This window comes from Paenibacillus qinlingensis, assembly GCF_031455095.1.
In the GTDB taxonomy this organism is placed as follows: Bacteria; Bacillota; Bacilli; order Paenibacillales; family NBRC-103111; genus Paenibacillus_E; species Paenibacillus_E qinlingensis_A.
In genome coordinates, this window is record NZ_JAVDSB010000001.1 from 1,199,516 (window position 1) to 1,225,375 (window position 25,860).

Sequence of the window (25,860 nt, forward strand, 5' to 3'; positions counted from 1 at the left end):
ATTAAGGCAGCAAGGCCATAAAAGACTTCGACGCCGCGGAGAGTGGTACTCCCCGAAGGGTTGCAAGCCCTATTTGGCGCGCAGGAATAGGCTCAATTAAAGGGATTTCAATTAATTCGCCTGAAGCAAGCTCCTCAGCAATATAATTGCCTATGACAAAAGCCAGTCCAAAGCCACGTTTGGCGAATTGAACGAGAAGATCGATGCTGCCGAGCTCGAATTCGGGTGAGAGTGTTACGCCCTTCGAAGCAGCAAAGTCCTCGATATAGCGCCTCGTGCTCGCCGTATGTTCCAATAATAGCAGCGGGTGTGCTTGTAAATCTGCCAACGCTTTCGGATTACCCGCAAGGTGTGCATAGGTCTTGCCGCCGACAAGGCAATCTTGAATCGGGGAGCTTTCCCGGAACTCAATTTGTTTGTCCGAGGCGGGCAGACTAACGATGCCGAAATCGATTTTGCCTTCTTTAAGCAGGGCCAAAGTTTCAGGCGTCGTACGGTTCGTAACCCGGATTTTCACGCCTGGATGCTGATTGTGAAAGGCTTCGAGATAGGGTAAGAGATAGTATTTACAAAGGGTATCGCTAGCCCCGATATTGATTTCCCCGCTTTGCAAGCTATGCATGTCAGCGATAGCTTTCTCGCCGATTTTCATAAAGCTAAAGGCTTGCTCTACATAACGAAATAACACTTCACCTTCAACGGTTAACGTAACTCCCTTCGCCGTACGGAAGAAGAGCTGCCCGCCAAGCACGTTCTCAAGCTGCTTGATGGTGTGACTCACCGCGGGTTGGGTGATGTGAAGCACTTCGGCCGCTTTTGATAAACTGCCGGTCTTGGTGGTCCAATAGAAGACCCGATACCACTCCAAATTAACGTCCAATCTATTACCTCACTTTATATCTGATATTACTTATATCAATTATTCTAATGCCAATAGAGCCATTATAATAAGCGGTGTAAGACAAAACAAGTGTTGGAGGCGTTCAATTTGACAGTAACTGCAATTGTAGGTGCGAATTGGGGAGACGAGGGCAAAGGCAAGATGACGGATGTTTTAGCTGCACAATCATCCTTCGTTGTAAGATACCAAGGTGGAAGCAATGCGGGGCACACAATCATTAACGATTACGGGAAATTCGCTTTGCGGATGCTGCCTTCTGGTGTGTTCTATTCACATGTAACGAACGTGATTGGGCCGGGAACGGCTCTTGATGTGGATATAATAATAAGTGAATTAGAGGCGCTTGCAGGGAGAGGTGTGCCTCAACCGAAGTTGGCTATTTCTGAGCGAGCTCAAGTTGTATTGTCAGTTCATCAACGCTTAGATGAACTCGAAGAAGAGCGGCTTGGCGCACTCAGTTATGGTTCCACTAAGCGTGGGATTGCACCATTTTATGCTGATAAATATGCGAAGCTCGGCATTCAGGTAGCCGATTTATATGATCAGAATCGATTACAAGCCCGCTTGGAACACTTGCTCACAACGAAAAATGTGTTACTCCAACATCTCTATGGACAGCCGGCGATTCAGGTGGATGAACTTATGGCGCAGCTGCTGTTGCAGGCTGAACGCATTGCTCCGTATGTGTGTGATACGACAACACTACTCCAACAAGCCAATGCAAATGGAGAGTCCATCCTGGTGGAAGGACAGCTCGGAGCCTTACGTGATCCTGATCATGGCATCTATCCGTACTCGACATCATCCTCGACCCTTGCAGGTTTTGCTCCAGTTGGTGCAGGTCTACCTGCTAGTTCGATAACGAATGTGTTCGCGGTAGTCAAAGCCTATTCTAGCTGCGTTGGAGCGGGACCTTTCGTCACGGAGCTGGAAGGTGGCGAAGCGGAAGAATTACGTCGTCGTGGAGGCGACGCGGGTGAATATGGTGTCAATACCAAGCGTCCTAGACGAATGGGGTGGTTGGATCTGGTTGCTACAAGATACGGCTGTAGGATACAAGGAGCGACAAGTGTGGTTTTAACCAATTTGGACGTATTAGGCTACTTGGATGAAATTCCTGTCTGTATCGGATATGAATTGGGGGATGGATCCATCATTGATCGGTTTCCAGTCACAGCGGTAATGGACTCGGCAAAGCCTATACTGACTCGCTTGCCTGGATGGAAATGCGATATTTCTCAGGTTCAACGCATGGAAGACCTGCCGCTGGAGGCTAGAAACTATATCGATTTCGTTGAATCTGCCATCGGGGTGAAGATTTCAACCGTTTCGGTGGGACCAAGACGTGAGCAAGTAATTCCAAGATAAGCACGCATCATCGAAAGGAAGCAGCCACCGGGAGGTGGCTTTTTTCCAAAACGTTTTAGCCCAGTTATTTTATCCAGTCCGATGAATGTTTGTAAATAAATGAGATTACTGTGAAACTTATCGATGCTACATCTCGTCTAATGAAGTGAATTGTTAAAATATGGGTTGTTGGCCATACTAACTAAAGTAGTAAAGTTAGTTCTGTTGTATAAAAACAACGATTATTCATTAGACGAGGTGACACTATGAAGTGGTTGAAAACCCTTATCTTACTTGCAAGTGTAAGCTGTATGACAGGTTGCACAGCCCATGCAGTTATAGATCCAACTAGTGAGATGAGTATCCAACAACAAGATGATTTGAAGCCGATTGTAAAGAAACTATTTGCAGAACAATTAGAATTGGATGAGAAGCCTTCGGTATCCGCGAGTAAACGAATTTTACAGTATAAAATTCATGATGAGATTCAAATTTTACATAATGATACGGACACCTACTTTATAGTCTCTTACGACATATTACCGGCATCCATGGAATTCATCCTAGCTGGGGGTGGTGAACGAACTGAGAATGGTTGGATTATAAATCGTAAGCTTTACGTTACGCTCCAAAAAAACTCAAATGGTCAGTACCAAATAAAGAGCTTGAGTTCTGGGCCATGAATCGATAGTAAGTAAGATAATCTCATAATAGCTTAGGAGGATCCCATATGTCCGAACAAACCATTGCTCAAAGGTTAGAAGCCCTAGGAATCGTCCTACCAATTGCAAGTGAACCAGCAGCGAAATATGCTAATTTTGTGAAGGTGAACGGTTTATTGTACGTTTCGGGAAAAGGCCCTTCAGGCAGCCCGAGGGGAAAACTAGGGAAAGACTACTCAACCCAAGAAGGATATGAATTTGCTAGATTAACTGGGATTGAGATTCTAGCAGTTCTGCAGTCTGCGGTAGGTTCTCTTTCGCGCATTAAACAAGTGGTGAAGCTGCAAGGATTTGTCAATGCGGTCCCTGAATTTGAGGAACATCACAAAGTGTTGAATGGTTGTTCGGATCTCATGTTGGATGTATTTGGAGAGAATGGCGTGCACGCTAGATCGGTTTTTGGTGCCGTTTCTTTGAGAGATAACTTGCCGATCATAGTAGATTCTATTTTTGAATTTGTAGAATAGGACGGATGCCTGTGAGGAATCGATTCCTGATTGGTCAATATGGATGTTTTGATGAGTCTAAAATGCAGAGGGATTTCCGCAAAGGTTTTTTCGGCATTGAAGCTTGCCTATTTGAGACAGAAGAAGATAGGCACAGGCTTATACTAGCGTCGCAACGTAACCATTTTCAAGTGGGTATTCATTTTCCATTACGTCCTCATGTATCTAAAATGCGTGATGCCTTATTTCTGGCAAATTCGCCTGAAATGAGAGAATCCTCCTATGCTTGGGTGCAGAGTGAGCTGGAGTACCTTGCTTCCATGAACCCAACGTACATCCTTTTTCACTATCCGAAGCCAGTTGTTCTGGATGATCGAGTCGATTGGCGTACATGGAGATTCTCTGATAAATCGGAGTATATGTCTGAAACTGAGATGACACTTACAGAATTAATCGAAAGAACAGAAGTGCTTTTTCAATGGTTGACTATGAAAAGCGAGACGTATGGCTTCATTCCTGTTCTTGAATTTGATGCGTTGAATCGATATATTTACGAAACGGACTTTCTTGAGGAGCTATTAGGGAAGTATCCCCACATCAAAGTCTGTCTGGATACAGCGAGACTGTATCTGCAGGAAAAGTTAGATCCATACTTTGATGCCAGAAAAGTGATACATAAATTTGCGCGTTTTGCCTATTCGATTCATCTTAGTACGGTGCAAATCAAGGATTCTACTACCAATTCTCGTCATCCTGTCCTGCCAGAGTTAGATCAACGAGACGGTTGGGCGCCAATCGAGGATTATCTCGCGATCATTACTGAGCAGAATGATCAAGTGATGATCATGTTTGAGCATCGTTCTGATTTAATTAGTGAAGATCAATTGAATCAATGTTATGATTGGGTGACGCATTTATTGAACAATGGAAAATTAATGCGCAGCAATCATTCTTATTAGGCAATTATTTTAACTACTATGGCAGTATGAAAGTTTTGGAGGTTTTTACGAAGTGAAAAAATCAAGATGGAAGCTGTTTACGTATGTTCCTTTTTTGGCGGCGATCATCGTCATCGGCTTGATTCAAACGTTCATGTTGGCGAATGAAAATGTAAAGCCTTATCCTGAACCTTTTGGTCGTGCAACGGAATTAACGCAAACAACAACGATCGGTGAACCCGTGCAAATGGTTGGCGATAGCAGCTTTGCGTATTTGGCAGGAAAAACGCTTGAATGGGTCACGATTGATGACAAGGGGCAGAGTAGTTCGGAAACGCGTGGCTTGCCTGCGGAAGGGCCGTTTCGTTCCTATAGGCAGTTGGATAAGGATCATGTGGTCTGGATTGGGAACGGAAATAAGCTATATGCGAGCGAATGGAAGAACGGTTCATGGTCACCGATGAGTATAATAAATGACAATGAAATCACGGCTGTTCAAACGGTAAAGAGCGCACAAGGGGACAGCATCTTATTGGCGTACAATGATACAACGCTGTATGTGAGTGCCTTTCATCCGAATGAGAAGCTCTCTTGGTCCCAGCTGGATATCCCCAATATCAGACATATCCAAGGACACAGGGATCCGTCCGGCAGTCTTTCACTCGTATACGCAGTCAGTAAAGAAGGCAATGAATCCTTTCATTACGTTCAACTCGCATCCCTAACTTGGAAGCCGCTTGTACAGCTCAAGTTAAAAGATGTCGATTACGCGACGAGTAGCTTAGATGATATTGCGCTGGCCGTCGATGGTTCAACAATGATGACGGTGTATACGACCAGTTCACGTAAATCAGGGAAGAGTACATTGCACTTGCTTACATTCCCTTCGAATCAACCAGATAAGGTGATAGATGATGTCATCAACCTGCCTGTCTCGACCAAGAGCGATTCGGATACGATTTTACATCCCTCCTTTACACAATCTTCCTCTGGTGAAGTTACACTTGTGGTATCGTCTGTTTATGAGAAGAATAGGCGTCAAACGAGTCAAGAGGTATACAAAGTTAGTTTCAAGGATGGTAAATTGAGAGATTCCGCTCGGATCAGTCAATTCAGTGGTTTCGCGTCCTACCCGAGCTTAGCGACTAGAGCAGATCGTTCGTTAGCTGTTTGGTTGGATGCCGTGAATGCGGAATCCTATCGCGTGTATTACGCGACAGATCAGCTTCCTTATTTGGCGCGTATGAATCACATAGGCAAAGAGGATTTACAAGAAGCAGCTGGAAACTTACCGCTTTTTTGGGGGATTGGCGTCCTCACGGCACTTATTAGCTTGAAATGGATTCTACTACCTGGCCTTTATTTAGTCATTATCAGTGTCTTTTGGCAATATCATTATGATGAGCATGCCAAGCGGCATTTTGGGATATCCCTAGCGATGTATCTTATGGTCAAAGCCCTTTTTATCGGAGATTATCGAAAATCAATGGCTCTGCAAGTCATGCCAGATTTTTTGCAGTCGGTATGGGCTTACTTGTTATTACTCGCTTTTTTTGCTGTCATTTCGTATGGTGTAACTCGCTTATGGCGAAGAGGTCTATCCGAACGAAATGTTGGGCTCGAGATGTTCTACTTCGTTGTACTTGATGTCTTCATGACGAATTTGTGGTATTCGTTCTTCCTGTCACCGGCATCTTTATAGTCATTTTTTGAGGAAAATGTTGAACATTGGGGAATGGATTGCTATGATATACCTATCAATAAACGATGTGTAACTGGCGGAGCATGGGTAACCATGAGGGAGCACACCGATAATAGCCGTACGCCTGGGCAGAGGTAAGGGGAATTCCCCTTACCTCTTTATGTTCTTACCTTGGGAGGAATGAAGAGATGAATGTGGAAACAGTAATCTTGGACGGTAATCGAGTGGCAACGAACATGAAAGAGGCGCTGAAAAGTAGAATTAATCAGTTATCTTTGAAAGGGATCACACCTTGCCTAGCGACGATTTTAGTTGGCGACGATCCTTCATCAGCTACTTATGTGAAAATGAAAGGAAATGCGTGTAAACGACTGGGGATCCGTTCTATTCGAGTTGAGCTACCCGCGCATACAACGACCGAAGAATTAATCGCTGAAATTCAGAAACTGAATGCTGACCCTAGCGTACATGGGATTTTGCTGCAACATCCTGTTCCTCCTCATATGGATGAAAGGGCGGCATTTGAAGCGATTCATATGGATAAGGATGTAGATGGCGTAACGACGCAAGGTTTTGCTCAAAATGCCTTCGGCATTGCTGCTTTCCCTTCCTGTACACCAGCGGCTATTCTAGCCATTATGGATGCCTACCAGATCCCCATAGAGGGCAAACATGCTGTAGTGATTGGTAGAAGTCCCATTCTGGGGAAGCCGGTTTCTATGATGCTATTAAATCGGAATGCAACGGTAACCATCTGCCACTCCAAGACGCCAAATGTGGGAGACATGGTTCGATTAGCTGATATTGTGGTTGCCGCAGTCGGTAAACCGAATTTTGTACAAGGAGATTGGATTAAACCGGGAGCCATCGTGATGGATGCTGGATACAACCCTGGCAACATTGGAGATGTTGATTATGAGGCTTGTAGGGTGAAGGCATCCGCGATTACGCCTGTTCCTGCGGGAGTAGGACCCGTGACAATTGCAACTTTATTGAAACACACTGTTGATGCAGCGGAGAAGTATGTAAATGCAAGATGATAGGGGGCAGGAGCATAGGTGAAATTATTCCACGTAAGCGAAGAGAAAGACATTGCTATTTTTCACCCTAGAATTCCTACAAGAAAAGACTTGGATCCAGATAAAGGATTAGTATGGGCGATTAATGAACAATGCTTGCCTAATTTTCTTACACCTCGGAATTGTCCAAGAGTGACCTATCATTGCAATGAAACCACTTCTGATGAAGATAGAAGACACTTTATTTCCTCGCAGTCAACGATGCACGTTGTTGCTATCGAGCACAAATGGTTTGACATTATGCAGCATACAATCCTATATTTGTACGAATTTGATTCGTCCGATTTTTACTCGCTAGATCCTGGAGCTGGGTACTATGTGAGTGAGAAATCACAAATACCTATCCGTATACTTGAAATTCGAGATTTGTTCGGAGAGCTCTTTCGAAGACATGTGGAAGTTCGCATGCTGCCTAATTTATGGGACTTGTCTGATACAATTCAACAAGCAAGTTTCAATTATTCCATGTGTAGGATGGGATTTGCAGAGCAGCGAGAACTATAAATACCTTTTAGATAAAATAGCCAAAGAATTGGACATATTCATGATCCTATTCTTTGGTTTTTTTGCTATATTAGAAGAGTAAGTAACGATAGGGAGGAATTGGACATGTACACATTTGGATGGTGCAGTGGGATTCAGGAAGCGGAAAGACTTCAACGTATTGGCTTCGACTATATAGAGTGCGCTCTCGTATCATTAAATTTAGAAGATGAGGCGGACTTCAACACCAAGCTTCCTTTGTACGTGAACAGTCCCCTGCCGGTGCAAGCTTTTAGTATATTTTTTCCTGGAGACTTAAAAGTGGTAGGTCCAGAAGCGGATGAAGAACGCATCCGTCGTTATGTTCATAAAGCTGCAAGCGCTTTAAATAAGATAGGAGCTACAACTGCCGTATTGGGAAGTGGAAAAGCACGTCAAATCCCGGACGGTTGGGAGCGCAATCGCGCGGAGGAACAGCTGCTTCAACTACTTGCTGTCATCGGTGAAGAATTCCAAGATACAAGTGTTTCATTGGCCATAGAGCCTTTGAATCGCAAGGAATCTAACATCATCAACACGGTTTCTGAGGCGGTGGCTTTGGCTAAACAAGTCAATCATCCTGCCATACGGGTTTTGGCTGATTTCTACCATATGGATGAAGAACAGGATGCAATAACTACTTTGATTGAAAATAAAGACTGGCTTCAACATATTCATCTTGCCGATACAGGACGATTGTCCCCTGGGACTGGACAGTATCTTTATGATCAATTCGTTACGGCTTTGCAGGCATCGGGGTATAAAGGCATGATTTCCGCCGAGTGTACGGTGCATGATCCAGAGAAGGAGTTTGCAGCAAGTTTAGCCTTTATGCGAAGTAAGTTTCTTTAACAGGTATTCCGATTCCAAGAGGAATTCGGTATTTGGGGGTCGAACTATAGAATGCCGAGTAGTTTACTGTGATTTGATTTTTTCGGGAATTAGAGAGATAAGGTTGTGACACATATGCTAAAAGACAAAATACTACGAAGAGAAACAGGTATCCTTACTTATGGGATGACGCCGCCGAAAGAAACACAATCCCATGAGAAAATGGCTGAAATATCACAAAAGCAATGTGAGCGGCTTCAAAAGCTTCAAATAGATGGTTTAATTCTTTACGATGTGCAGGAGGAAAGTGATCGGATTGATCAAGATCGGCCTTTCCCATATTTACAAACCGTTGATCCGACGACTTACAGCAAGGCGTATTTATCCAAGTTAAAGGTTCCCAAAATTATCTATCGCTGTGTTGGTAAATATACGGAGGAACAATTGTCAGATTGGATTAGGGCCGATCATGAAGAAGAACGGTTTTCGGTGTTTGTTGGCGCGTCCTCTAGTCATCAAGAAGTTCATATGGGGCTTCCGGAAGCTTATGCGTTAAGTCAGAAACTGAACAATAATCTTACCTTAGGTGCCGTTGTCATTCCGGAAAGACACATGAAAAAAGACGATGAACATCTTAGAATGGTCAGTAAAATAGCGAGTGGAAGCCGCTTCTTCATATCTCAAGCAACCTATAATGTGGAAGCGTCCAAAAACTTCTTATCCGATTATTATTACTACTGTAGGGAAAATAAACTAGACATGGTACCGATCTTGATGAATATTGCGCCTTGCGGATCAACCAAAACGTTAGAATTTATGAAATGGCTAGGGATCAGCATCCCGAAATGGTTGGAAAATGATTTGAAATACTCCCATGATGTCCTGGACAAATCGGTAGCGGTATCACAACAGATATTTGAAGAATTATTCGAATTTGGATTGGAAAAAGGAATTCCCATCGGATGCAGTGTTGAGAGTGTCTCCACACGAAAAGTCGAGATTGAAGCTTCCATTCAACTAGTCCATGAGATTAAAGCGATGATGGATAAGAAGATGCGATCGTCGTTTGTTTTTTAAGTGGTGGAAAAAAGAGGGTGTTTCAAAGTCTAGAACGACTTTGAAGCACCCTCTTTCTAAGCGTTGATTAGTTTCGAATCGCACCAGGCTCTTCCCAAGTCCTGCCACCATCACTCGTCACCAAGACGCTGCCTTTTTTAAGTGCCCAGCCCATACCATCCATGCGCAGGTAAAATTGGGTTACATTTTGCAAGGAAATATTAGGCTTTATCGGTTGCCAGTCTGAACGATTGTAGGTATCCATGGTGTAGATGGTTTGCCCATCTTGAGAAATTGCTCTGCCCATAAGTAATGAATCAAAATGCAGGACTGGAATGTCCTGTAAATCATGTAAGCGATAAGGGAGCGGGAGCCAAGTTTCACCGGCGTCTCTCGATTCATAGATGACATAGGTTTTCTTATTGTCCTGTATGAATTCAGCAATGAAAATGGCGTGATAATTGCTTTCATGATCGAAAACAGGGGGATAAGCGTTAGCAGAGACCTTCTGCACATCGATGGGAACGTCGGCATGTTGCAATGACCAGGTCTCGCCGCCATCCTGCGTGCGATACAGTGGGATAGGGTTGGCGCTATCATGCATCGTGGTCAACCAGCCCTCTTTTGCATTGCGGTAGCTGAGTCCAGTTGGGGAACCCGCAATGTCGGAGCTCAGATTCCCTACACGAATCCATGTTTTTCCACGGTCATCGGTGCGATAAAGCGATTTTAACGTGTGATTATCCTCGGTTGAAGAAGTCAGCATGATATAAGCGGGATCCGTGTAGAGATTGGCTACGATCGGTTTAACATCAGCGGACGTTTCCCATGCTTCTGACGTAGGCAGTACGACTGATTCCCAGACTCCATCATCCACTTGATGGGTGGCTATTAGATTTGGTTGCGGATCGTCTGTGAGATAGACCGCATATCCCCAGAGAGGTACCTCAAATTTAGCAGCTAGCAGACGATCTTTGTCAGTCATCCTATCCGGTATGACCACCTGCCAAGAAAGACCATTATCCGATGTCCGCAGCAGCTTCCCATCACGCCAGCTCAGGGCATCAGATGATTGCATGCCTTGAATGCCGGGAAGGTTATCTCGGTAATCAACATAGAAACGAGCAACGTCGATGTAGGTTGTAGTTTGTCTCGGTGAAGGGATAGACAAATTAGATCGTAGTGTGACCCGATACCGTCCCGTTCCATGATTAAGCGGAAGTGAAGCTGCTAATCGTGTCTCGTCAAAAGGAATGAGAGTTGTCTCTGAGTCAATCCAGTTTCCGTTGTCTTCCTTTTCAATCACAGCTTGTAATCCGTTGCTTTGTGCTTTAAGCACTGCGCCTTTGAGCTCGATTTTGTCGTTATCAGTGAAAATGAGTCCGGTTTTAGGCGAATCCAAGGTGATCGAACTGAAGCTGCCCAAGCCATGCGACAAATCACTGTAATTAATAACCGGGTTCAGTAACAGTGGTGTAAGGGAGTTGTTGAAAGCGTTACTGTATATCATTCGGTTTCCAATGTGGTAGACGATCTGGATGTCATTGTTACCTAAATCAAGCTGCACGGATGAGGAAAATTGATACATAGGAGACCCGTTTGCCGAGGTTTGTTCCATCAATGAAGTCTCAGAATTACTTCCGAGCTTGGTGCCGTTCCGAGAGACGAACATGGATATAGTCGGCATTTCCGAACTACTTGGCCCCACATACAGTCCTTTTAAGGTGTACAAATAGTTATTCGTATGCCTAGAAACGCCGAAATCCTTCACATCGAAATGGGAGTAATCAATATCCAATTGTTTTAGCTCCGATTGCCAATTACTTGAATAACCGAATAATTGCTTTAAATCATATTCAGATACGTAGAGTTCACCGTCGCGTTCTATTGTTGGAAAAGTGAGTTTGACCTCGTTGGTTTTACCATTGAACCAGTATAAACTAACAGTGTCTTGTTGCGGAGTGATACGAAATCCGTAAGTTTTGTCAGACAAATAAAGTCCATGATCTTGCATCTCCGTCTGATAAGCAAATAATTGTGCCATTTTTGTTACCGAGAGCATCACTCTGCCATCTTGGCCAAACCCAATGCGAGAGTCTCCAACATAAAGGCCGTCATCTTTGAAATAAATGGTAAATCGAGTGCCAGACGTCTGTTCCACCTGTAAGGGGTACTTGCTACTCTGAACTGCCCGTGGGTCAGCAGCTAAGGTAGTATCCGACAGGAAGGACGCAGTATGTACTTGTTCGTTCCACGTGAGTCCGCCAAGCAGCGGCGAGAGATCCTGCAGAAACACGGCCGTTCTGCCTTCTACATTGTAAGAAGGAATCTCTTTGCCTAAGGCAAATGTGTGAATATCTGTTGCGACTACGTCAGCGATTGGGTCGCCAATTCCTGCATTAGTAAAGCCTAGGTTAGGATCGTTCTTTGATGGATCCAATTCGTTGGGGTCTGGGAAAATGGAAACTTGACGCTGGTTCGGTTCCCAAGCGATGTGAAAGCCGTGACTTCTTAAATCCTCGACATAAATAGCCGTTTTGCCGTCAATATTCATCGATCGGATGGCACTGCCATTTACGAATGCGCGAATATCTGTGGTAAGCACGCTTCCAACGACTGTTCCAACAGGTAGATCGTTCGCGTGCGCGTTGGAATGGGGCAGAGGTAGAATCGCCATTGCCGCACATAGTAATGTTGCCAATCCTACAATCGATTTGCGTCTCATTGAGGATAATCTCCTTTATTAGGAAGTTGTGACACTCATTAAACGCCAGAAAAAGGAAAAAGTTGCATTTTAAAGAAAGGATATTCCAATGAGAAATAAGCCTTCATAAAGATGAGCGCTACTTTCCATTTTATCAAAAGGACCAATTTCTGCTATTATATTAGGAAATAGTTGATGGCGAGGGGTTCATGGATGAAGACAATTGGGTTAATCGGTGGAATGAGCTGGGAATCATCGTTACTTTATTACCAAATTATTAATCAGCGTGTAAAGGAACAATTAGGTGGCCATCATTCGGCCAAAAGTCTCATGTATTCGGTAGATTTTCATGAGATTAAGACGCTCCAGCATGAAGGGAAATGGGACGAAGCCACCCAAATTATGGTGGATACGGCTCGTAAACTGGAGACTGCCGGTTCGGATTGTATCGTCATTTGCACGAATACCATGCACAAGATGGCCAAAGAAGTAGAAGAGGCAGTTACCATCCCTCTCCTGCATATTGCGGATGCAACAGCGAACAAAATTGTTCAATCAGGTAGTAAGAAAGTTGCTTTACTGGGAACAGCGTTTACCATGGAACAAGATTTTTATAAAGGTAATCTAGTGAGAAAATATGGACTCGACGTCATCGTCCCTGATGAAGTGTCACGGAAGATCGTTCACGAGATTATATATGAGGAATTATGTCTGGGCATCCTTCGGGAAGAGTCGAAGCAATCCTATATCACGATTATTAATCAGTTGGTCCAAGATGGGGCAGAAGCTGTTATTTTGGGCTGCACAGAAATCACGTTGTTAATATCGCAAGGGGATGTTGCGGTTCCCCTATTCGATACAACAAGAATTCATGCCCAGTCTGCAGTAGACTTTGCATTAGGGGAGTATGAATTGGATGATCTATGAAATAACGACTTCTTGGAATGAAGACTTATGGGAGCAAGCGGAGCATGTTTATGAGGAAGCTTTTCCAGCACATGGAAGAAAAAATCGTGCGCTCATCCGCAGCATGTTCGAAAGAGGCATCTGTATGCTGCACACCTGGCGTGAAGATGCCCACGTAATTGCGATGGCGTTGACCGCTTGGAATCAAGCGGCACACGTACTTATCGTCGATTATATCGCAGTTGGCCGCGCTCAGCGTGGGCAAGGAGTGGGGGTGGCATGTATGGGAGACATACGTAAGTGGGCAGACACAGCAGGCTGTCATGGCATCGTCATTGAAGTTGAGGCTGAGCCTAGCAAGGAGAATGCAGAGCGAATTCGATTCTGGGAAAAGGCTGGATTTCGGTTAACTGACTATGTACATACCTACATTTGGGTGCCAGAAACGTACAGGGCGATGTACTTGAGCTTGGGTGAGTTAGAGCAGCAAGATGATGGTAAGCAATTGTTCAGCTACATTACGGAGTACCATGAACAAGCCTATCGGATGAAAAACTGAAATGCCAAACAGCCCCATCCTTCCTAGGAGGGGGTGTTTCGAATGACTCTTTTGGCAGCGCTGTATTTGAATATCATGCGCAATAGCGGCGGTACAGCGAAGAATATGAAAAATGTGCGAAATAACTGGTAGCCAACAACGACGGATAAGTTCGCATTGATTTCGTGCGCGATGATCCCCATTTGATCCATGCCACCTGGAGCTAGACTAAGCAGGGCGGTAGATTTGGATACAGCATGGAGCTTCATAAAGACATAACTTAGTCCGAATGATCCAAATAAAAGCACAACACTGCTGCCAATCGCCAGCGAAATGACTTGAAGCTTATGAGTTAATTGAGCTGGCTTTAACATGAGTCCAACATGGATACCAATCATGATTTGGGCTGCATTGATGATAGGGGTGGGCAGCGCGGGTCCATGAATACCGGTAAGTTGCAGGATCGCGGTACTGAATGCGGGCCCAAGCAAGAACGCAGTTGGGAAATTAATTTTATTTCCTAGAAGTGCACAGCCGATACTTACCGCGGCGAAAAGAAAAATATTCGGCATCAGCGATCCCCAGCTCGCAGTCGAAGTGGTGACGCTGTTGATTACCGTTTCAACGATTTTGTGATTGCCCATGAGCGGGCTAAAGACCAGCAAAGGTACGCATACAACAATCATCATGAGTCGGATTACTTGTAATACAGTCACAATGGTTAGCTGGATGCCTTCTGTTTCTTCCGCCAAGATGACCATCTGGGTGAGACCGCCAGGAATGCTGCCAAGAAGTGCCGTTTTGTAGTTGATGTTGGACATCTTGGTTAGCAAGTAGGCAAGTAAGGCGCAAAGCAACATAAGAAGAAGTGTCATGATCAACATGGAAGGTAGCTGGACGGCCATTTCATGCAAAGCGGCTGCCGTCATCGAAAGACCAATGGTATATCCAACGATGATGAGTCCTGCGTTTCTAATGGGCGTAGGCCAAGCATAGCGATTTTTGAATAGATTCGACCCTAGTAATACCGCAATCATCGGCCCGAGCAGCCAAGGAATGGGAATATGTAAGAGTTTAAATACGTATCCGCCTAGAAGGGCAGTTATCAGGGCAACGATCAGCTTAAGCGAAGTATGGTAGAAGTTAAGTAAAATAAGTCTGTTCCCCCCTTGGTAGAGATGAACTTATTTTAGCAGAGTTAGATTTGGTGTTCAAATACGACGCGAGGTGAGCAATTAATGATTCAACGTAGGATGTATAGGGCGCAATGGCAAATAGGACAAGAGGATAGTGGCCTGAAGGCGTTGGTGTTGAACCAACAAGCTCAACAGCTAGTGGAACAAGGAGAGCTCATGACCGTTGCAGCTTTTATTTGGCGGACAAATCTATTCCTCTATTATGAGTGTATAAACAGAGAGGTGTTACCCGATGAAATCGCAGGGGCTGTGGTCCCGTTCTTACAAGATTGGCCTGGACATGATGAACCTCGGAAGTGGATCTTAATGATCGACGTGTTCCACTTTAATGAACCTGCAAGCTATGAACACTGGTTGCGGAAGGAACCTGTCGAGACTCGGGTAGGGAGAGTTGCCCATTTGAAGCCAGAGATGATGAGCAGTTACATCTACTACCATTATCAGCTGCAAGAAGAGCGTGCCTTCCATGGTGATAAATATGAGATTATTGCGATGCATGAGAATCTCTTATTCGGTTATCAGGAATTTCCGAAAGTCATTGAGGAGCCGGAAGTAGCGGGGCGTTTGAACACGAAGGGAACCCCTGAGAATTGGAACGATTCCCGCATGGATCTGCATTTTCAGCCATGGGAAGATGGACATTTGTATTTTAAGCCGATTGAGCAAGTGTTTGCTTATTATAGAGGTGACCAATAGTCTGAAAAGTGGGGGGTTCGAGGTGGAGGAGAAGTGGCATCGGCATTTGGGCGTAAACGGAATTTGTGAGAGGCATGGAAAGATTCTTGTGATTCATAAAAGTGGCGGCCCCTATACAGGTCGATTCGACCTTCCAGGAGGCACAATTGAACCTCAAGAAACCGTCATTGAAGCTCTTCACAGAGAGATCCAAGAAGAAGTTGGGGTGGAGGTTCAAGTGAAGAAGCAAGTAGGCGTTTGTGATTATGTAGTCCCCTATGCGCTATCTAAGCGAGAGACTTCACATATCCATCATGTAGCGTTATTTTTTGCTGTAGACTATCTAGGTGGACAGATAACAGCGAAGCCGGAGTTATTCGAAGGGCAAGATTCTTTGGGAGCAAGTTGGGTAGCGTTAGCGGAATGCACCGTTGAAAATGCTTCACCACTTGTTTTACAAGCCGTGAATTGGCTGCTGACGGGAGAAATGCCTGCTCAAAGTCAACGGCTGGATGATTGGTTAGTCAAATAGAATAGGTTTCAATAAATCCATTGGAGTTCCAATGGATTCTTTTACATCATTGCCGCGCAGTATTGCATGGGTTTGAAGTGTGAGGGTTTTTCCTCGAAACTTACGTAGTACTAAGTAGACAGTAAATGAGGTGATGGATTGCACATATCGGAAGAGGAGTTAATTACACGACTGAAAATAAAAGATTCTGCAGCTTTAGAATTTTTGATGGATAGATATGGATCAACGATGTACCTTTTTGCACAAAGGATTCTGGATTCGTATGGCAGCAGAGAGGACGTCGAGGAGTGTGTTAGTGACGTGTTCATCATGGCTTGGAATAGGATTGATGAGTACGATCCGTTAAGAAGCTCGCTCCAAACCTGGATGTATATGCTTACCAAGTATCGCGCGCTGGATTGCAGGCGGAAATTGACAGATCGACCCCAGCTTGTCGTGATAGATGACGATCTGACAAACAGCGATAATTTGGAGCGAACGGTCATCCAGAAGGCAGAAACCGAAGAGATTTTACGCATCGTGGATTCCTATGGTTCCATTGATCGTACGATTTTTTATAAAAAATATTACTTATATGAATCCTTGGACATGATTGCTTCAGCCCTTGGATTAACACGAAAATCAGTCGAAAACCGTTTGAGGCGCACGCGAAATGCTCTGAAAGAACAATTAATTCTCGCTTGGAAGGAGGATATCTCACATGAATAAGAAGATTGATAAGGAATGGTATCGCAAAATGGATCAATTAAATGATCATCAATCTAATTTTGTTATGAGTCAATTGGATATTCATGAGAATGAACCCATTGCTGCAGAAACGCTGGCTCGGATCAAAGCACAAACGTATAGTAAATTGGGCTTATCGCAATCGCCCCCGGTAACAACCGTGGAATCCACGCCAACAAGTAGCGATGGGGAGAAACAGAAGCTTGCGAGTCATGTCAAAATGAGAAATCGCATGATCGCTGTTGGTGCTGCATCCGTAATTTTTATAGCAATCTTCGCCATGAGCTCGCCAGTGGTGAGAGCCCAAATTCACAAGGTTTTTCAGTTCTTACCTGGGTTCGCTACTGTTCAAGATTCAGAGAAACAGCTTGTTCACTATGTGCTGCAGTCTCCGATTGAAGCGCCAACACTTGTGGGTAATATCCAAATACGCGGGATATCCATTGGTGATCAGTATACCAACGTCACGCTAGTCAGCGCAGGTACACCTTCTATGCGATCATTTACGCTTAGTAATGGAGAAGGAACGTCCTATTTGATTAAATATGGCAGTATTTCAAGTGCTGGGAATGAATGGATTGGATCTTATTATTATGAAGGGTCAATCAAAGTGACCGACAATATGCGTCTGACTCTCGATAGTCAACTGCCTAGTATTCCGATTCATCTAGCAAAGGTGGAAGAGGCTGATCACATTAATGATCTTGGCGTAACAGACACCCATCATGAGGTTAGTATAACAGCGTTATTACGATCCACAGATCAAAACACTACGAAGGTCACGTTACTTCCGCAAGCTCCTGCGGGCATGCAGATTAAAGCGTACGGTTTATCACCATATGACTACGTGGATAAACCCGAACTAACGACGAATAAGGAAGAAGCTGTTACGTATTATCGCGATCCTAATTTTCCGAATCCGAATGAATTCAGCTTTAAGCGTGATGGTGCGTCATCGACAAGCTATCATTTGAAAATCCCAGCGGTCTTAGCAACGCTGCAATCTCCAAAGTCAGAATCATTCACGGTTCCGATTCCCGCTCAAGGTATCATTGACGTCAACAAATCCATCATGATTAGTGGCTATCCTGTAGATATTACCAAAGTTGAAAGAGTACCAAGTAACGCATCGGCTTCTGAATTTGGAGGGCTTAAGATCTATCTGGATATGAAGTATAATGCGCAAGCGGCTTCATCGCTTTTGTCCTTCACGTTGGATTATATGAAATTAAAGAACACAAGTGGCTCTAATTGGCGAGTAAACGATCAAACGCGTGCGATGGAGTATGTAGTTGTAGACTTTCCTGTGAAAGATACAACATTCACGTTCTATATCAAAGAAGCGCATATCATTATTCGCGGTCCCTGGGAATTTCAACTGCAATAGCCCCTTGACAATCGATGAGATCCCTTGTAAGATATTGAAAAATTCATAATGAAATATTGATGAATGGGACAGTAATTCCTAACAGACAGTCACAGCGAGCCGGGTCAGTGTAAGCCGGTACGGATGTTATGAATGAAACGGACCCAGGAAATGGTTTGCTGAACGTTAGTAGGCGAATCCGGTCAGACGACCGTTACGAAATTGAGGGGTTAAACCAAAGGTTTAACACTTAGAGTGGTACCGCGGGAATCTTCAGCTCTCGTCTCTTTTTTAGAGACGGGGGCTTTTTATATTTTCAGAAAATAGATAGGAGTGACATCATGTTAAATTATAAACTGCATGTAGCTGAGAAAGTGTCATCGTTACTAGGCAGCTTCGAGCCACAAGAGCTTGCTGCACTGATGGAGTACCCAGCGAATCACGATAAAGGGGATCTCTGTTTACCCTGTTTCCGACTGAGTAAAGTGCTTGGCAAGTCACCGAAAGATATTGCGGAACACTTGCAGGCTACCCTGCAAGATGAGGAAATCGACCAGATAGAAGCCGTTAATGGATATTTGAATATTTTCCTAAAAAAGCAGCGTTGGGCAGAAGCCTTGATTCAACACATACATCATGCTGGTCATCAATATGGGTCTCAGAATGTGGGACAGGGCAGGACGATCGTGATTGACTACTCCTCCCCGAACATCGCGAAACCGTTTCATGTTGGCCATTTGAGATCCACCGTAATCGGAAATGCGCTATATCACATTCACGCTTTTCTTGGGTATACATGTGTGGGGATCAATCATTTAGGTGATTGGGGGACACAGTTCGGGAAATTGATTGTTGCCTACCAGCAATGGGGAAGTAAGGAAGCTGTGAATCAAGGGGCAATTGATGAGCTGCTCCATCTGTATGTGAAATTCCATGAGGAAGCGGAGAAGGATCCTACACTAGAAGATCAGGCACGTGCTTGGTTTACGAGAATGGAGCATGGTGATCAAGAAGCACTTGCTCTATGGCACTGGTTTATTGACATCAGCATGGCAGAATTTCAGAAGATTTATAAGCTGCTTGGCGTTCAATTTGATGCTTATCAAGGTGAAAGCTTCTACAATGATAAGATGGCACCTGTCATTCAGATGTTACAAGAAAATCAGCTCTTGGAAGAAGATGAGGGGGCAATGTTAGTTAGGTTGGATGCCTTTGATATGGCGCCAGCCCTAATGCTGAAAAAAGATGGCAGCTCCCTCTACCATACACGTGATCTAACAGCTGCGATTTATAGAGCGGAGACCTATGATTTTGCTAAATTGATATACGTAACCGATTATGCTCAAAATCTTCATTTTCAGCAATGTTTTAAGGTCCTTGAACTAATGGGTTACACCTGGGCGTCCAAACTGGAGCATGTGGCGTTTGGCCGTGTGAGCATTGAAGGAGGCGGCTTGTCGACACGTAAAGGCAACGTAATTAAACTAGAAAACGTGTTGGAGCTCTCTGTCCAAAAAATTAAAGAAGTCATAGAAGCTAGAAATCCAGGATTGCCGAATAAAGAAGAAGTAGCTGTGCAAGTGGGGATTGGGGCTGTGATTTTTAATGATTTGAGTGCCAATCGCATTAAAGATATTGATTTTTCGTGGGAAGATGCCCTTAACTTTGATGGTGAAACGGGACCTTATGTTCAATACACGTATGCAAGAACATGCAGTTTGTTGAAGAAAGCACAGATGGGATTCGGTCATGACTTCCTAACTTCCAATGTAGATGGGTCCTATTTACTAGAAAAAGAAGCCGTTGCAGTTATCAAAATGCTCTACCTGTTCACCGAACGAATCGAGCAAGCTATGGTGAAGCTGGAGCCGTCGATTATTTCCCGTTATCTTATTGATCTTGCACAAGCGTTCAACCGCTTTTACCATACGTGTTACATTCTTGTAGAGGAAAAACATGTGCGTGAGGCGCGTTTAGCCTTGGTTACAAGCGTTCAAACGACGTTACGCAATGGATTAAAGCTGATTGGGCTGCAAGCGCCAAATGAAATATAAAGGATGGGAAATGGTAATAATCCTCATTCATGAGAGATTTTTAAGGGGGGAATACTACGGGAAAAGATAAGGTTGACACTTAAGGAGCTGGTTTGTCGTGATAAAGCGCATGGCAGCGATCGTTTCAACACTCATTTTGGCAAGTGGATGCGTAGGCAGCTCGTTGACACCGAAAGATACAGGTATGGAGGTGAAAAGCAGTCCACTTCCTGCTCGGACAGAGACAGCTCCGCCGCCTATTTCGCAATTGCATGCTACTGCAGAGCAAGAGCCCCAACCACTACAACAGCAAACTCAACCACAGCAGCAAAAACAAATCTCAAAAGTGACGTTAGGCGCGATCGGAGATATCCTCATCCATGATAAGGTTTATCTAGATGCTAAGCAGAAAGATGGGACGTATAACTTTAAGCCTATTTTTGAAGGGGTAAAAGCCTTGCTGCAAGCGCCAGATATCCTTGTTGCTAACCAAGAGACGATGATTGGCGGTAAGGAAATGAGGCTTTCCAGTTATCCAACCTTTAATAGTCCTCATGAAATTGGCGATGCACTGAAATATACTGGAGTAGATGTTGTGACAATCGCTAACAATCATGCGCTGGATCGGGGCGAAAAGGTGATTCAAAGTGCACTCTCTTATTGGGATACCCTTGGGATTCCTTATACCGGTGCATTCAAATCTCAGAATGACCGTGACAACCTAAGAACGCTTACGAAAAATGGGATTACATTCGCCTTTTTAAGCTACACGTATGGCACGAATGGGATTTCAACGCCAGCAGGCAAACCCTTTCTGGTTAACCGGATTGATGACAGGCAAATTCGCTCGGATGTGGAGCAGGCGAAACCATTGGCAGATGTCATAGTCGTTGCGATGCATTGGGGGAATGAGTATCAGCGTCTTCCTGACAAGAATCAAACGGCTCTTGCACATCAACTAGCAGATATGGGTGTACATATCCTGATAGGGAATCATCCACATGTTCTGCAGCCTCCCGCTTGGGTTGAAGGGAAGAATGGGCACCGAACTTTTGTCATCTATTCACTAGGGAACTTTCTATCTGCTCAAATTAACTTGTATAAGCAAGTAGGTGGCATGGCTACCGTAGAAGTCGTAAAAACAACTACGAGTAAGACCAAGCAGATTGAGTTTAGTAATCCCAGCTTTCTTCCGACGTATACGTATAGCCAACAAGGCAAACAGTTTCAAATACTTTCAATGGACAGGTTGACCAATGATCAACTCCCGCAGGCAAGTTCTAACTACCAAATGATAATGAAACATATGAAAACGTACATTCCCGAGCTTCACATGATTACTTCCCCAAAAGAGTAGCCAAAAACACCGCTCCTGTTTATTTACGAAACAGGGCGGTGTTTTGCTTTACGGTGAGTACCGATTAGATGCTATCTTGTTTGAGTTCTTTGGCGAGATTTTGTTTCAATGAAGTGTTCTTCGCAGCTAATTCCTTGGCGAAATCTTTTTGCAGCCGCTCGCTTGTTTTTATTTCTTCCGTTAGCTTGCTCACACGAGACATTTTACTGCTCAAGTCACTGTGGGACTGACTTAATTTCATATCCCGTTGAACTTGTTTCATCTTCGCTTGGGCTTTATCTTTCTTTTTCTTCTCATTTACTATTTTATTTTCAAGCTCAGTAATGTCTTTTTTCAATTGACTAACAATTGATTTGGTAAAACTAATGGCCATTCTTACACCCCGTATCCATTTCATGTAGCTGAGTCATTATTCTACTATAAAAGGGGACGTTATGCGAGAAAAGACGCTATAAATTTCATGCAGTAGGGTTGGTGACGAGCTATTTCCAACCTTTTGCAATGACGGTTTGTTTTTTGCGCTGAAAAATTCTTTTAAATAAGCTAACTTTCTTTTTACGACGGAGAGTCAGTCGAACACCTTCGATGAGCAGCAAAGACCTTAATGAATCTCGGCGATTAAGCGTGTGTAATCGTTTAATAAACTGCTCGTCCATGTCGATCATCCTCCTAAGTGTTAGTACAACTAGCGTAAAATTTTCACGGTTAACTATCTTCATTATATCGTCATCAGGCGAAAATATTTGTCAGAATGTCGGTAAGAATTCTACTAGTTTTGTCGAAATCAGCCTTAAAAAAGGGTTGCGTCAAAGGATGCAAAAGAAATTTTTAACAAATAGGTTTACTTTCTGACGCTTTCAGCATATAGTTAAAAACACGGTGTTTCCTTTGGTAAACTTTTTGTCCCACTGGAAACTTTATTTTCGTCTTAAATGTTTCCCTAGGTAAAAACTATTGTAAACAAGCAATTTAAAATAGGAGGTCAAAGCGATGTTTCAGAAACCAGACAATAAGCTATCTAGGCGTAATTTGTTGAAGTTAGGGACGACAGGAGCTTTTGCATTAATTGGGAGTGCGCTGTTAAATCCTTCCTCTCTTTTCGGCAAACCACCAGTCGCGCTAGCACAGGATAAGCATGATATTCACCATGCCATGAAAGAACAATTGCATGAGGGGATGAAGCATGGTTATGTCCCAAGCACCGAAGTGACGGAAGGGTTCAAAGCAGCGCAGCATGCGCTTACTGCTTTTGATTATGGCAAGGTAAGTAAGCTCCCAGATGGTAGAACACTTAGAGAATATGAGATTACAGCTTTTGAAACGAATGTGGAAATCGCCAAAGGAATCAAGTTTCCCGGATGGACATTTAATGGAACGATCCCTGGCCCGACTATTCGTTGTACAGAAGGGGATGTACTCCGAGTGAAGTTTACGAATGGAACTATGCATCCGCATTCCATTCACTTCCACGGCATGCATCCGACGAATATGGATGGACTGGAAGCTGTGCCCTCAGGTGATTCATTTATTTACGAATTCGAAGCAAAACCTGCTGGTATGCATGTCTATCATTGCCACGTCGCACCACTTGCCAGACATATTCATAAAGGACTTTATGGTAATTTCATCATTGATCCGAAGAAGCCAAGAACAGCAGCCAAGGAATTCAACATGCTCATGAATGGATACGACCTGGACCTCGACGGGGAAAATGAAATCTATACCGTGAATGGATACGCTTTTGCTTATCAGCAAGAACCCATTAAAGTGAAAGCTGGAGAACTCGTTCGTATTTACTTAAGTAACTTGACGGAATTCGATTTAATTAATTCGTTTCATTTGCACGCGAACTTTTTTAATTATTACGCAACAGGAGCAGATCCTGAAGCACGACCTGCGTATACCGATACCATCATGCAGTGCCAGGGAGAACGAGGTATTCTAGAAATTGTTTTTCCTTCACCAGGACGATACATGTTCCATGCACATCAAAGCGAATTCGCAGAATTAGGCTGGATGGGATTCTTCATTGCTGAATAAGAAGGGGGGCGGCGAACGTAATGAGTATTAATGAACAAACTACGAATAAATCTTCTTCATCCAAATGGAAAGCGATCCTGTGGGGCATTCTTCCGCTAATCTTGTTATTTGCAATCATAACGACTATTGTTAAAGTAGGCACAGGAGTTGAGAATGAGCCTGCTGCGCCAATTGAAGTCCTGAATATTGAGAAAATTACATTGAACGATGATGGCATACAAGTAAGAGTCTTAAATTCAGGGCCTGAAGATATTACCATTGCGCAAGTGGTCGTGGATGGCGCCTTCTGGAATGCCTCCTTTTCACCTAGCGACACGCTCAAAAGATTTGAACAAGGCATGGTTCATATTCCATACCCATGGGTTCAAGGTGATCCACATGAAGTGAAATTCATCACCTCGAACGGACTAATCTTCATTGGTGAAGTCGCAGCTGCGGCAGCAACACCTGAGCCGAATGGCAAGTTAGTCGGGCAATATGCGCTGATTGGCTTCTACGTTGGCGTAATTCCTGTAGGACTCGGCTTACTATGGTACCCATTTCTACGTAGATTCTCAGTAAGAGGTATGCACGCTATTCTTGCTTTGACCGTAGGCTTATTGTTCTTCCTAGTTATTGATACCTTCGGTGAAGGGTTTGAAATGGCTGCAGAAGCACCTGGTGTTTTTCAAGGATCTGGTTTGGTCTGGTTTGGAGCCTTGCTGAGCTGTCTCTTCTTAATTGCCGTAGATCAGTCGAATGAACGTAAACTTAACAATGAAGTTTATGTGGGTAAACGCGTAGCGAACAAAATTGCAACTGGGATCGGGCTGCACAATTTCGGTGAAGGTCTTGCAATAGGCTCTGCATTTGCTGTGGGGGAGGCAGCGTTAGGTACGTTCCTCATCATTGGCTTTACCCTGCACAACATTACTGAGGGTGTGGGGATTGCAGCACCGTTATTGAAAGATCGTCCAACGTGGCAGACGTTTGTCAAATTAGCTCTGATCGCGGGTGGTCCAGCCATTATTGGTACATGGGCCGGTGGTTTCATATTTAACGATGCCTTAGCAGCACTGTTCTTCGGTATCGGAGCGGGTGCAATTCTCCAGGTCATTTATGTCATTTCCAAAATGATTCTTCGAGAATCGGAGAAGAAAGGACTATCCCCTGTCTCTTGGTTAAACTTCAGTGGCGTTACAGCAGGAATATTAATTATGTATGCGACGGCATTCATGGTAAAATTTTAAATGCATCTATTCTAAATGAAAGGTAGGTGATTCCTATGTTATCAGGTATTGGCATTCCGGGACTTATTGTGATCGTAGGTGTTGCATTACTCTTATTCGGCCCAACAAAACTTCCGCAATTAGGCCGTGCTTTCGGTACGACAATTAAGGAATTTAGACAAGGAACGAAAGGGTTACTAGAAGAGGAAGATTCGAAAGATAAGCAGAAAGAGCAGTAATGACTGTTAGCAACAAAAAGGTGTGCTTCTTGCATACCTTTTTGTGTTTTTAACTCAAACTTGGATTTTTCTTGAGGTTGCCTTAAGGTTGGGCTGTACAATTGGTGATAGGTGGGTGAGGTAACGAGATGAAATCACTCGAACAATACTGGAATGAAACGTATCAAAGATTAGAAGCTACGCCTACATACGATAATTGGTTGGACAAATATTGGGAGCCATATCTATCAGCGTATAGCAGCGAAACATTGATTGTTGATCTAGGCTGCGGTGTCGGGAATAATACCCAATATTTATTCGAGCATGGCTTGTCCCCGATTGCTTGCGATATCTCTGAAGAGGCGCTGATGAAACTGCAATCCTTCCTGCCTGACATTCGAACACGCTGTTTGGATATGACAACGGGGCTTCCTTTCAACAAAGGAACCGTACAAGTTCTGATCGCTGATTTAAGTATTCATTATTTTGACGAGGATACGACGCATAGAATCATTCGAGATCTCCATAGTGTGCTTAAGCAAGATGGTCTTCTGTTAGTGAGATTGAATTCAACCAGTGAAATCGTAAATATAAGAGAAGGCGATGAGCTGTATAGAAGGTTTTTTGATAGGGGTGAAATTGAACATTTTTTTGATGGGGACATGTGGTCGTACGTGCATATTGCGGAGTATGAAATGGACAGGTATACCAACAAGAAGATGCTATGGGAGATCGCGTTGACACCACGCCCAGAATAGTCATGATAAAGCAATAAGTAGTCAATTTCCGCATGCACGACCCTAAAGGAATTACTGTT

Annotated in this window: 26 protein-coding genes, 1 riboswitch and 1 other annotated feature; of the genes, 21 read left to right on the plus strand and 5 right to left on the minus strand. The window is 43.9% G+C overall.

All coding sequences use genetic code 11. The features are described 5' to 3' along the window. Position 1: 1 nt before the first annotated feature. Positions 2-880, minus strand: coding sequence for a LysR family transcriptional regulator (locus J2736_RS05450; protein ID WP_310224211.1), 879 nt, complete (start codon positions 878-880; stop codon positions 2-4). 108 nt (positions 881-988) lie between these two features. Here J2736_RS05450 and J2736_RS05455 point away from each other — a divergent pair, with 108 nt between their 5' ends. From J2736_RS05455 to J2736_RS05495, 9 genes are all read left to right on the plus strand, one after another. After that, complete coding sequence (locus J2736_RS05455) at positions 989-2,269, plus strand: adenylosuccinate synthase (protein WP_310224213.1); 1,281 nt, start codon at positions 989-991, stop codon at positions 2,267-2,269. Between the two features lie 245 nt (positions 2,270-2,514). Continuing rightward, the gene (locus tag J2736_RS05460) at positions 2,515-2,931 is read left to right on the plus strand and encodes a hypothetical protein (RefSeq protein ID WP_310224215.1); all 417 of its coding nucleotides are present in this window, start codon (positions 2,515-2,517) and stop codon (positions 2,929-2,931) included. 47 nt (positions 2,932-2,978) lie between these two features. Further along, positions 2,979-3,437: a RidA family protein gene (locus tag J2736_RS05465; protein WP_310224216.1), complete on the plus strand. Its 459-nt coding sequence runs from the start codon at positions 2,979-2,981 to the stop codon at positions 3,435-3,437. Positions 3,438-3,448: 11 nt separating this feature from the next. Beyond that, positions 3,449-4,375 (plus strand): apurinic/apyrimidinic endonuclease family protein, encoded by a 927-nt coding sequence (locus J2736_RS05470; protein ID WP_310224218.1) that lies wholly within the window; start codon positions 3,449-3,451, stop codon positions 4,373-4,375. 52 nt (positions 4,376-4,427) lie between these two features. Next, positions 4,428-6,056, plus strand: coding sequence for a hypothetical protein (locus J2736_RS05475; RefSeq protein ID WP_310224220.1), 1,629 nt, complete (start codon positions 4,428-4,430; stop codon positions 6,054-6,056). A gap of 59 nt (positions 6,057-6,115) precedes the next feature. Then, a riboswitch (ZMP/ZTP riboswitch) is annotated at positions 6,116-6,193 on the plus strand. Positions 6,194-6,244: 51 nt separating this feature from the next. Further along, complete coding sequence (locus J2736_RS05480) at positions 6,245-7,096, plus strand: bifunctional 5,10-methylenetetrahydrofolate dehydrogenase/5,10-methenyltetrahydrofolate cyclohydrolase (RefSeq protein ID WP_310224221.1); 852 nt, start codon at positions 6,245-6,247, stop codon at positions 7,094-7,096. A gap of 18 nt (positions 7,097-7,114) precedes the next feature. After that, on the plus strand, positions 7,115-7,639 hold the full coding sequence (locus tag J2736_RS05485) for a DUF6886 family protein (protein ID WP_310224223.1): 525 nt from the start codon (positions 7,115-7,117) through the stop codon (positions 7,637-7,639). A gap of 105 nt (positions 7,640-7,744) precedes the next feature. Then, positions 7,745-8,509, plus strand: a complete 765-nt coding sequence (locus J2736_RS05490) for a sugar phosphate isomerase/epimerase family protein (RefSeq protein WP_310224225.1) — start codon at positions 7,745-7,747, stop codon at positions 8,507-8,509. A 114-nt stretch (positions 8,510-8,623) separates the two neighbouring features. Further along, positions 8,624-9,565 carry a methylenetetrahydrofolate reductase gene (locus J2736_RS05495; RefSeq protein WP_310224227.1) on the plus strand — a complete coding sequence of 314 codons (942 nt, stop codon included), beginning with the start codon at positions 8,624-8,626 and terminating at the stop codon, positions 9,563-9,565. A 67-nt stretch (positions 9,566-9,632) separates the two neighbouring features. Here J2736_RS05495 and J2736_RS05500 read toward each other — a convergent pair whose 3' ends face one another. Continuing rightward, the gene (locus J2736_RS05500) at positions 9,633-12,269 is read right to left on the minus strand and encodes a beta propeller repeat protein (protein WP_310224229.1); all 2,637 of its coding nucleotides are present in this window, start codon (positions 12,267-12,269) and stop codon (positions 9,633-9,635) included. Between the two features lie 192 nt (positions 12,270-12,461). Here J2736_RS05500 and J2736_RS05505 point away from each other — a divergent pair, with 192 nt between their 5' ends. Continuing rightward, complete coding sequence (locus J2736_RS05505) at positions 12,462-13,175, plus strand: aspartate/glutamate racemase family protein (protein ID WP_310224231.1); 714 nt, start codon at positions 12,462-12,464, stop codon at positions 13,173-13,175. Continuing rightward, positions 13,165-13,713 (plus strand): GNAT family N-acetyltransferase, encoded by a 549-nt coding sequence (locus tag J2736_RS05510; protein ID WP_310224233.1) that lies wholly within the window; start codon positions 13,165-13,167, stop codon positions 13,711-13,713. Before J2736_RS05505 ends, J2736_RS05510 begins: the two co-directional genes overlap by 11 nt. Positions 13,714-13,736: 23 nt before the next feature. On the opposite strand, the gene J2736_RS05515 is transcribed toward J2736_RS05510, so the two are convergent. Continuing rightward, complete coding sequence (locus tag J2736_RS05515; RefSeq protein ID WP_310225219.1) at positions 13,737-14,846, minus strand: AbrB family transcriptional regulator; 1,110 nt, start codon at positions 14,844-14,846, stop codon at positions 13,737-13,739. Between the two features lie 84 nt (positions 14,847-14,930). Between J2736_RS05515 and J2736_RS05520 the strand changes: the two genes are divergently transcribed. The 6 genes from J2736_RS05520 (at position 14,931) to J2736_RS05545 (ending at position 21,577) form a co-directional block, all read left to right on the plus strand. Beyond that, entirely contained in the window at positions 14,931-15,584 is a 654-nt protein-coding gene (locus J2736_RS05520; protein WP_310224235.1) for a hypothetical protein, read from the plus strand. Between the two features lie 22 nt (positions 15,585-15,606). Further along, positions 15,607-16,095: an NUDIX hydrolase gene (locus J2736_RS05525; RefSeq protein ID WP_310224237.1), complete on the plus strand. Its 489-nt coding sequence runs from the start codon at positions 15,607-15,609 to the stop codon at positions 16,093-16,095. Positions 16,096-16,299: 204 nt separating this feature from the next. Further along, positions 16,300-16,803, plus strand: a complete 504-nt coding sequence (locus J2736_RS05530) for a sigma-70 family RNA polymerase sigma factor (RefSeq protein WP_310225221.1) — start codon at positions 16,300-16,302, stop codon at positions 16,801-16,803. Next, positions 16,796-18,208 (plus strand): hypothetical protein, encoded by a 1,413-nt coding sequence (locus J2736_RS05535; RefSeq protein WP_310224240.1) that lies wholly within the window; start codon positions 16,796-16,798, stop codon positions 18,206-18,208. The genes J2736_RS05530 and J2736_RS05535 overlap by 8 nt, the downstream gene beginning before the upstream one ends. A gap of 50 nt (positions 18,209-18,258) precedes the next feature. Continuing rightward, positions 18,259-18,478 (plus strand) — a binding site (T-box leader). A 50-nt stretch (positions 18,479-18,528) separates the two neighbouring features. Next, a complete protein-coding gene (argS, locus tag J2736_RS05540) occupies positions 18,529-20,241 on the plus strand; it encodes an arginine--tRNA ligase (RefSeq protein ID WP_310224241.1) in 1,713 nt (570 codons plus the stop codon). Between the two features lie 97 nt (positions 20,242-20,338). Further along, complete coding sequence (locus tag J2736_RS05545) at positions 20,339-21,577, plus strand: CapA family protein (protein WP_310224243.1); 1,239 nt, start codon at positions 20,339-20,341, stop codon at positions 21,575-21,577. 64 nt (positions 21,578-21,641) lie between these two features. Here J2736_RS05545 and J2736_RS05550 read toward each other — a convergent pair whose 3' ends face one another. Continuing rightward, entirely contained in the window at positions 21,642-21,974 is a 333-nt protein-coding gene (locus J2736_RS05550; RefSeq protein ID WP_310224245.1) for a hypothetical protein, read from the minus strand. An 85-nt stretch (positions 21,975-22,059) separates the two neighbouring features. Next, a complete protein-coding gene (locus J2736_RS05555) occupies positions 22,060-22,233 on the minus strand; it encodes a hypothetical protein (RefSeq protein ID WP_310224247.1) in 174 nt (57 codons plus the stop codon). A gap of 334 nt (positions 22,234-22,567) precedes the next feature. Here J2736_RS05555 and J2736_RS05560 point away from each other — a divergent pair, with 334 nt between their 5' ends. From J2736_RS05560 to J2736_RS05575, 4 genes are all read left to right on the plus strand, one after another. Next, the gene (locus tag J2736_RS05560; RefSeq protein ID WP_310224250.1) at positions 22,568-23,617 is read left to right on the plus strand and encodes a multicopper oxidase domain-containing protein; all 1,050 of its coding nucleotides are present in this window, start codon (positions 22,568-22,570) and stop codon (positions 23,615-23,617) included. 20 nt (positions 23,618-23,637) lie between these two features. Beyond that, on the plus strand, positions 23,638-24,846 hold the full coding sequence (locus tag J2736_RS05565; RefSeq protein WP_310224252.1) for a ZIP family metal transporter: 1,209 nt from the start codon (positions 23,638-23,640) through the stop codon (positions 24,844-24,846). A gap of 35 nt (positions 24,847-24,881) precedes the next feature. Continuing rightward, entirely contained in the window at positions 24,882-25,064 is a 183-nt protein-coding gene (locus J2736_RS05570) for a twin-arginine translocase TatA/TatE family subunit (protein WP_310224254.1), read from the plus strand. Between the two features lie 128 nt (positions 25,065-25,192). Beyond that, positions 25,193-25,801, plus strand: coding sequence for a class I SAM-dependent methyltransferase (locus J2736_RS05575; protein ID WP_310224256.1), 609 nt, complete (start codon positions 25,193-25,195; stop codon positions 25,799-25,801). The last annotated feature ends 59 nt before the right edge of the window (positions 25,802-25,860 follow it).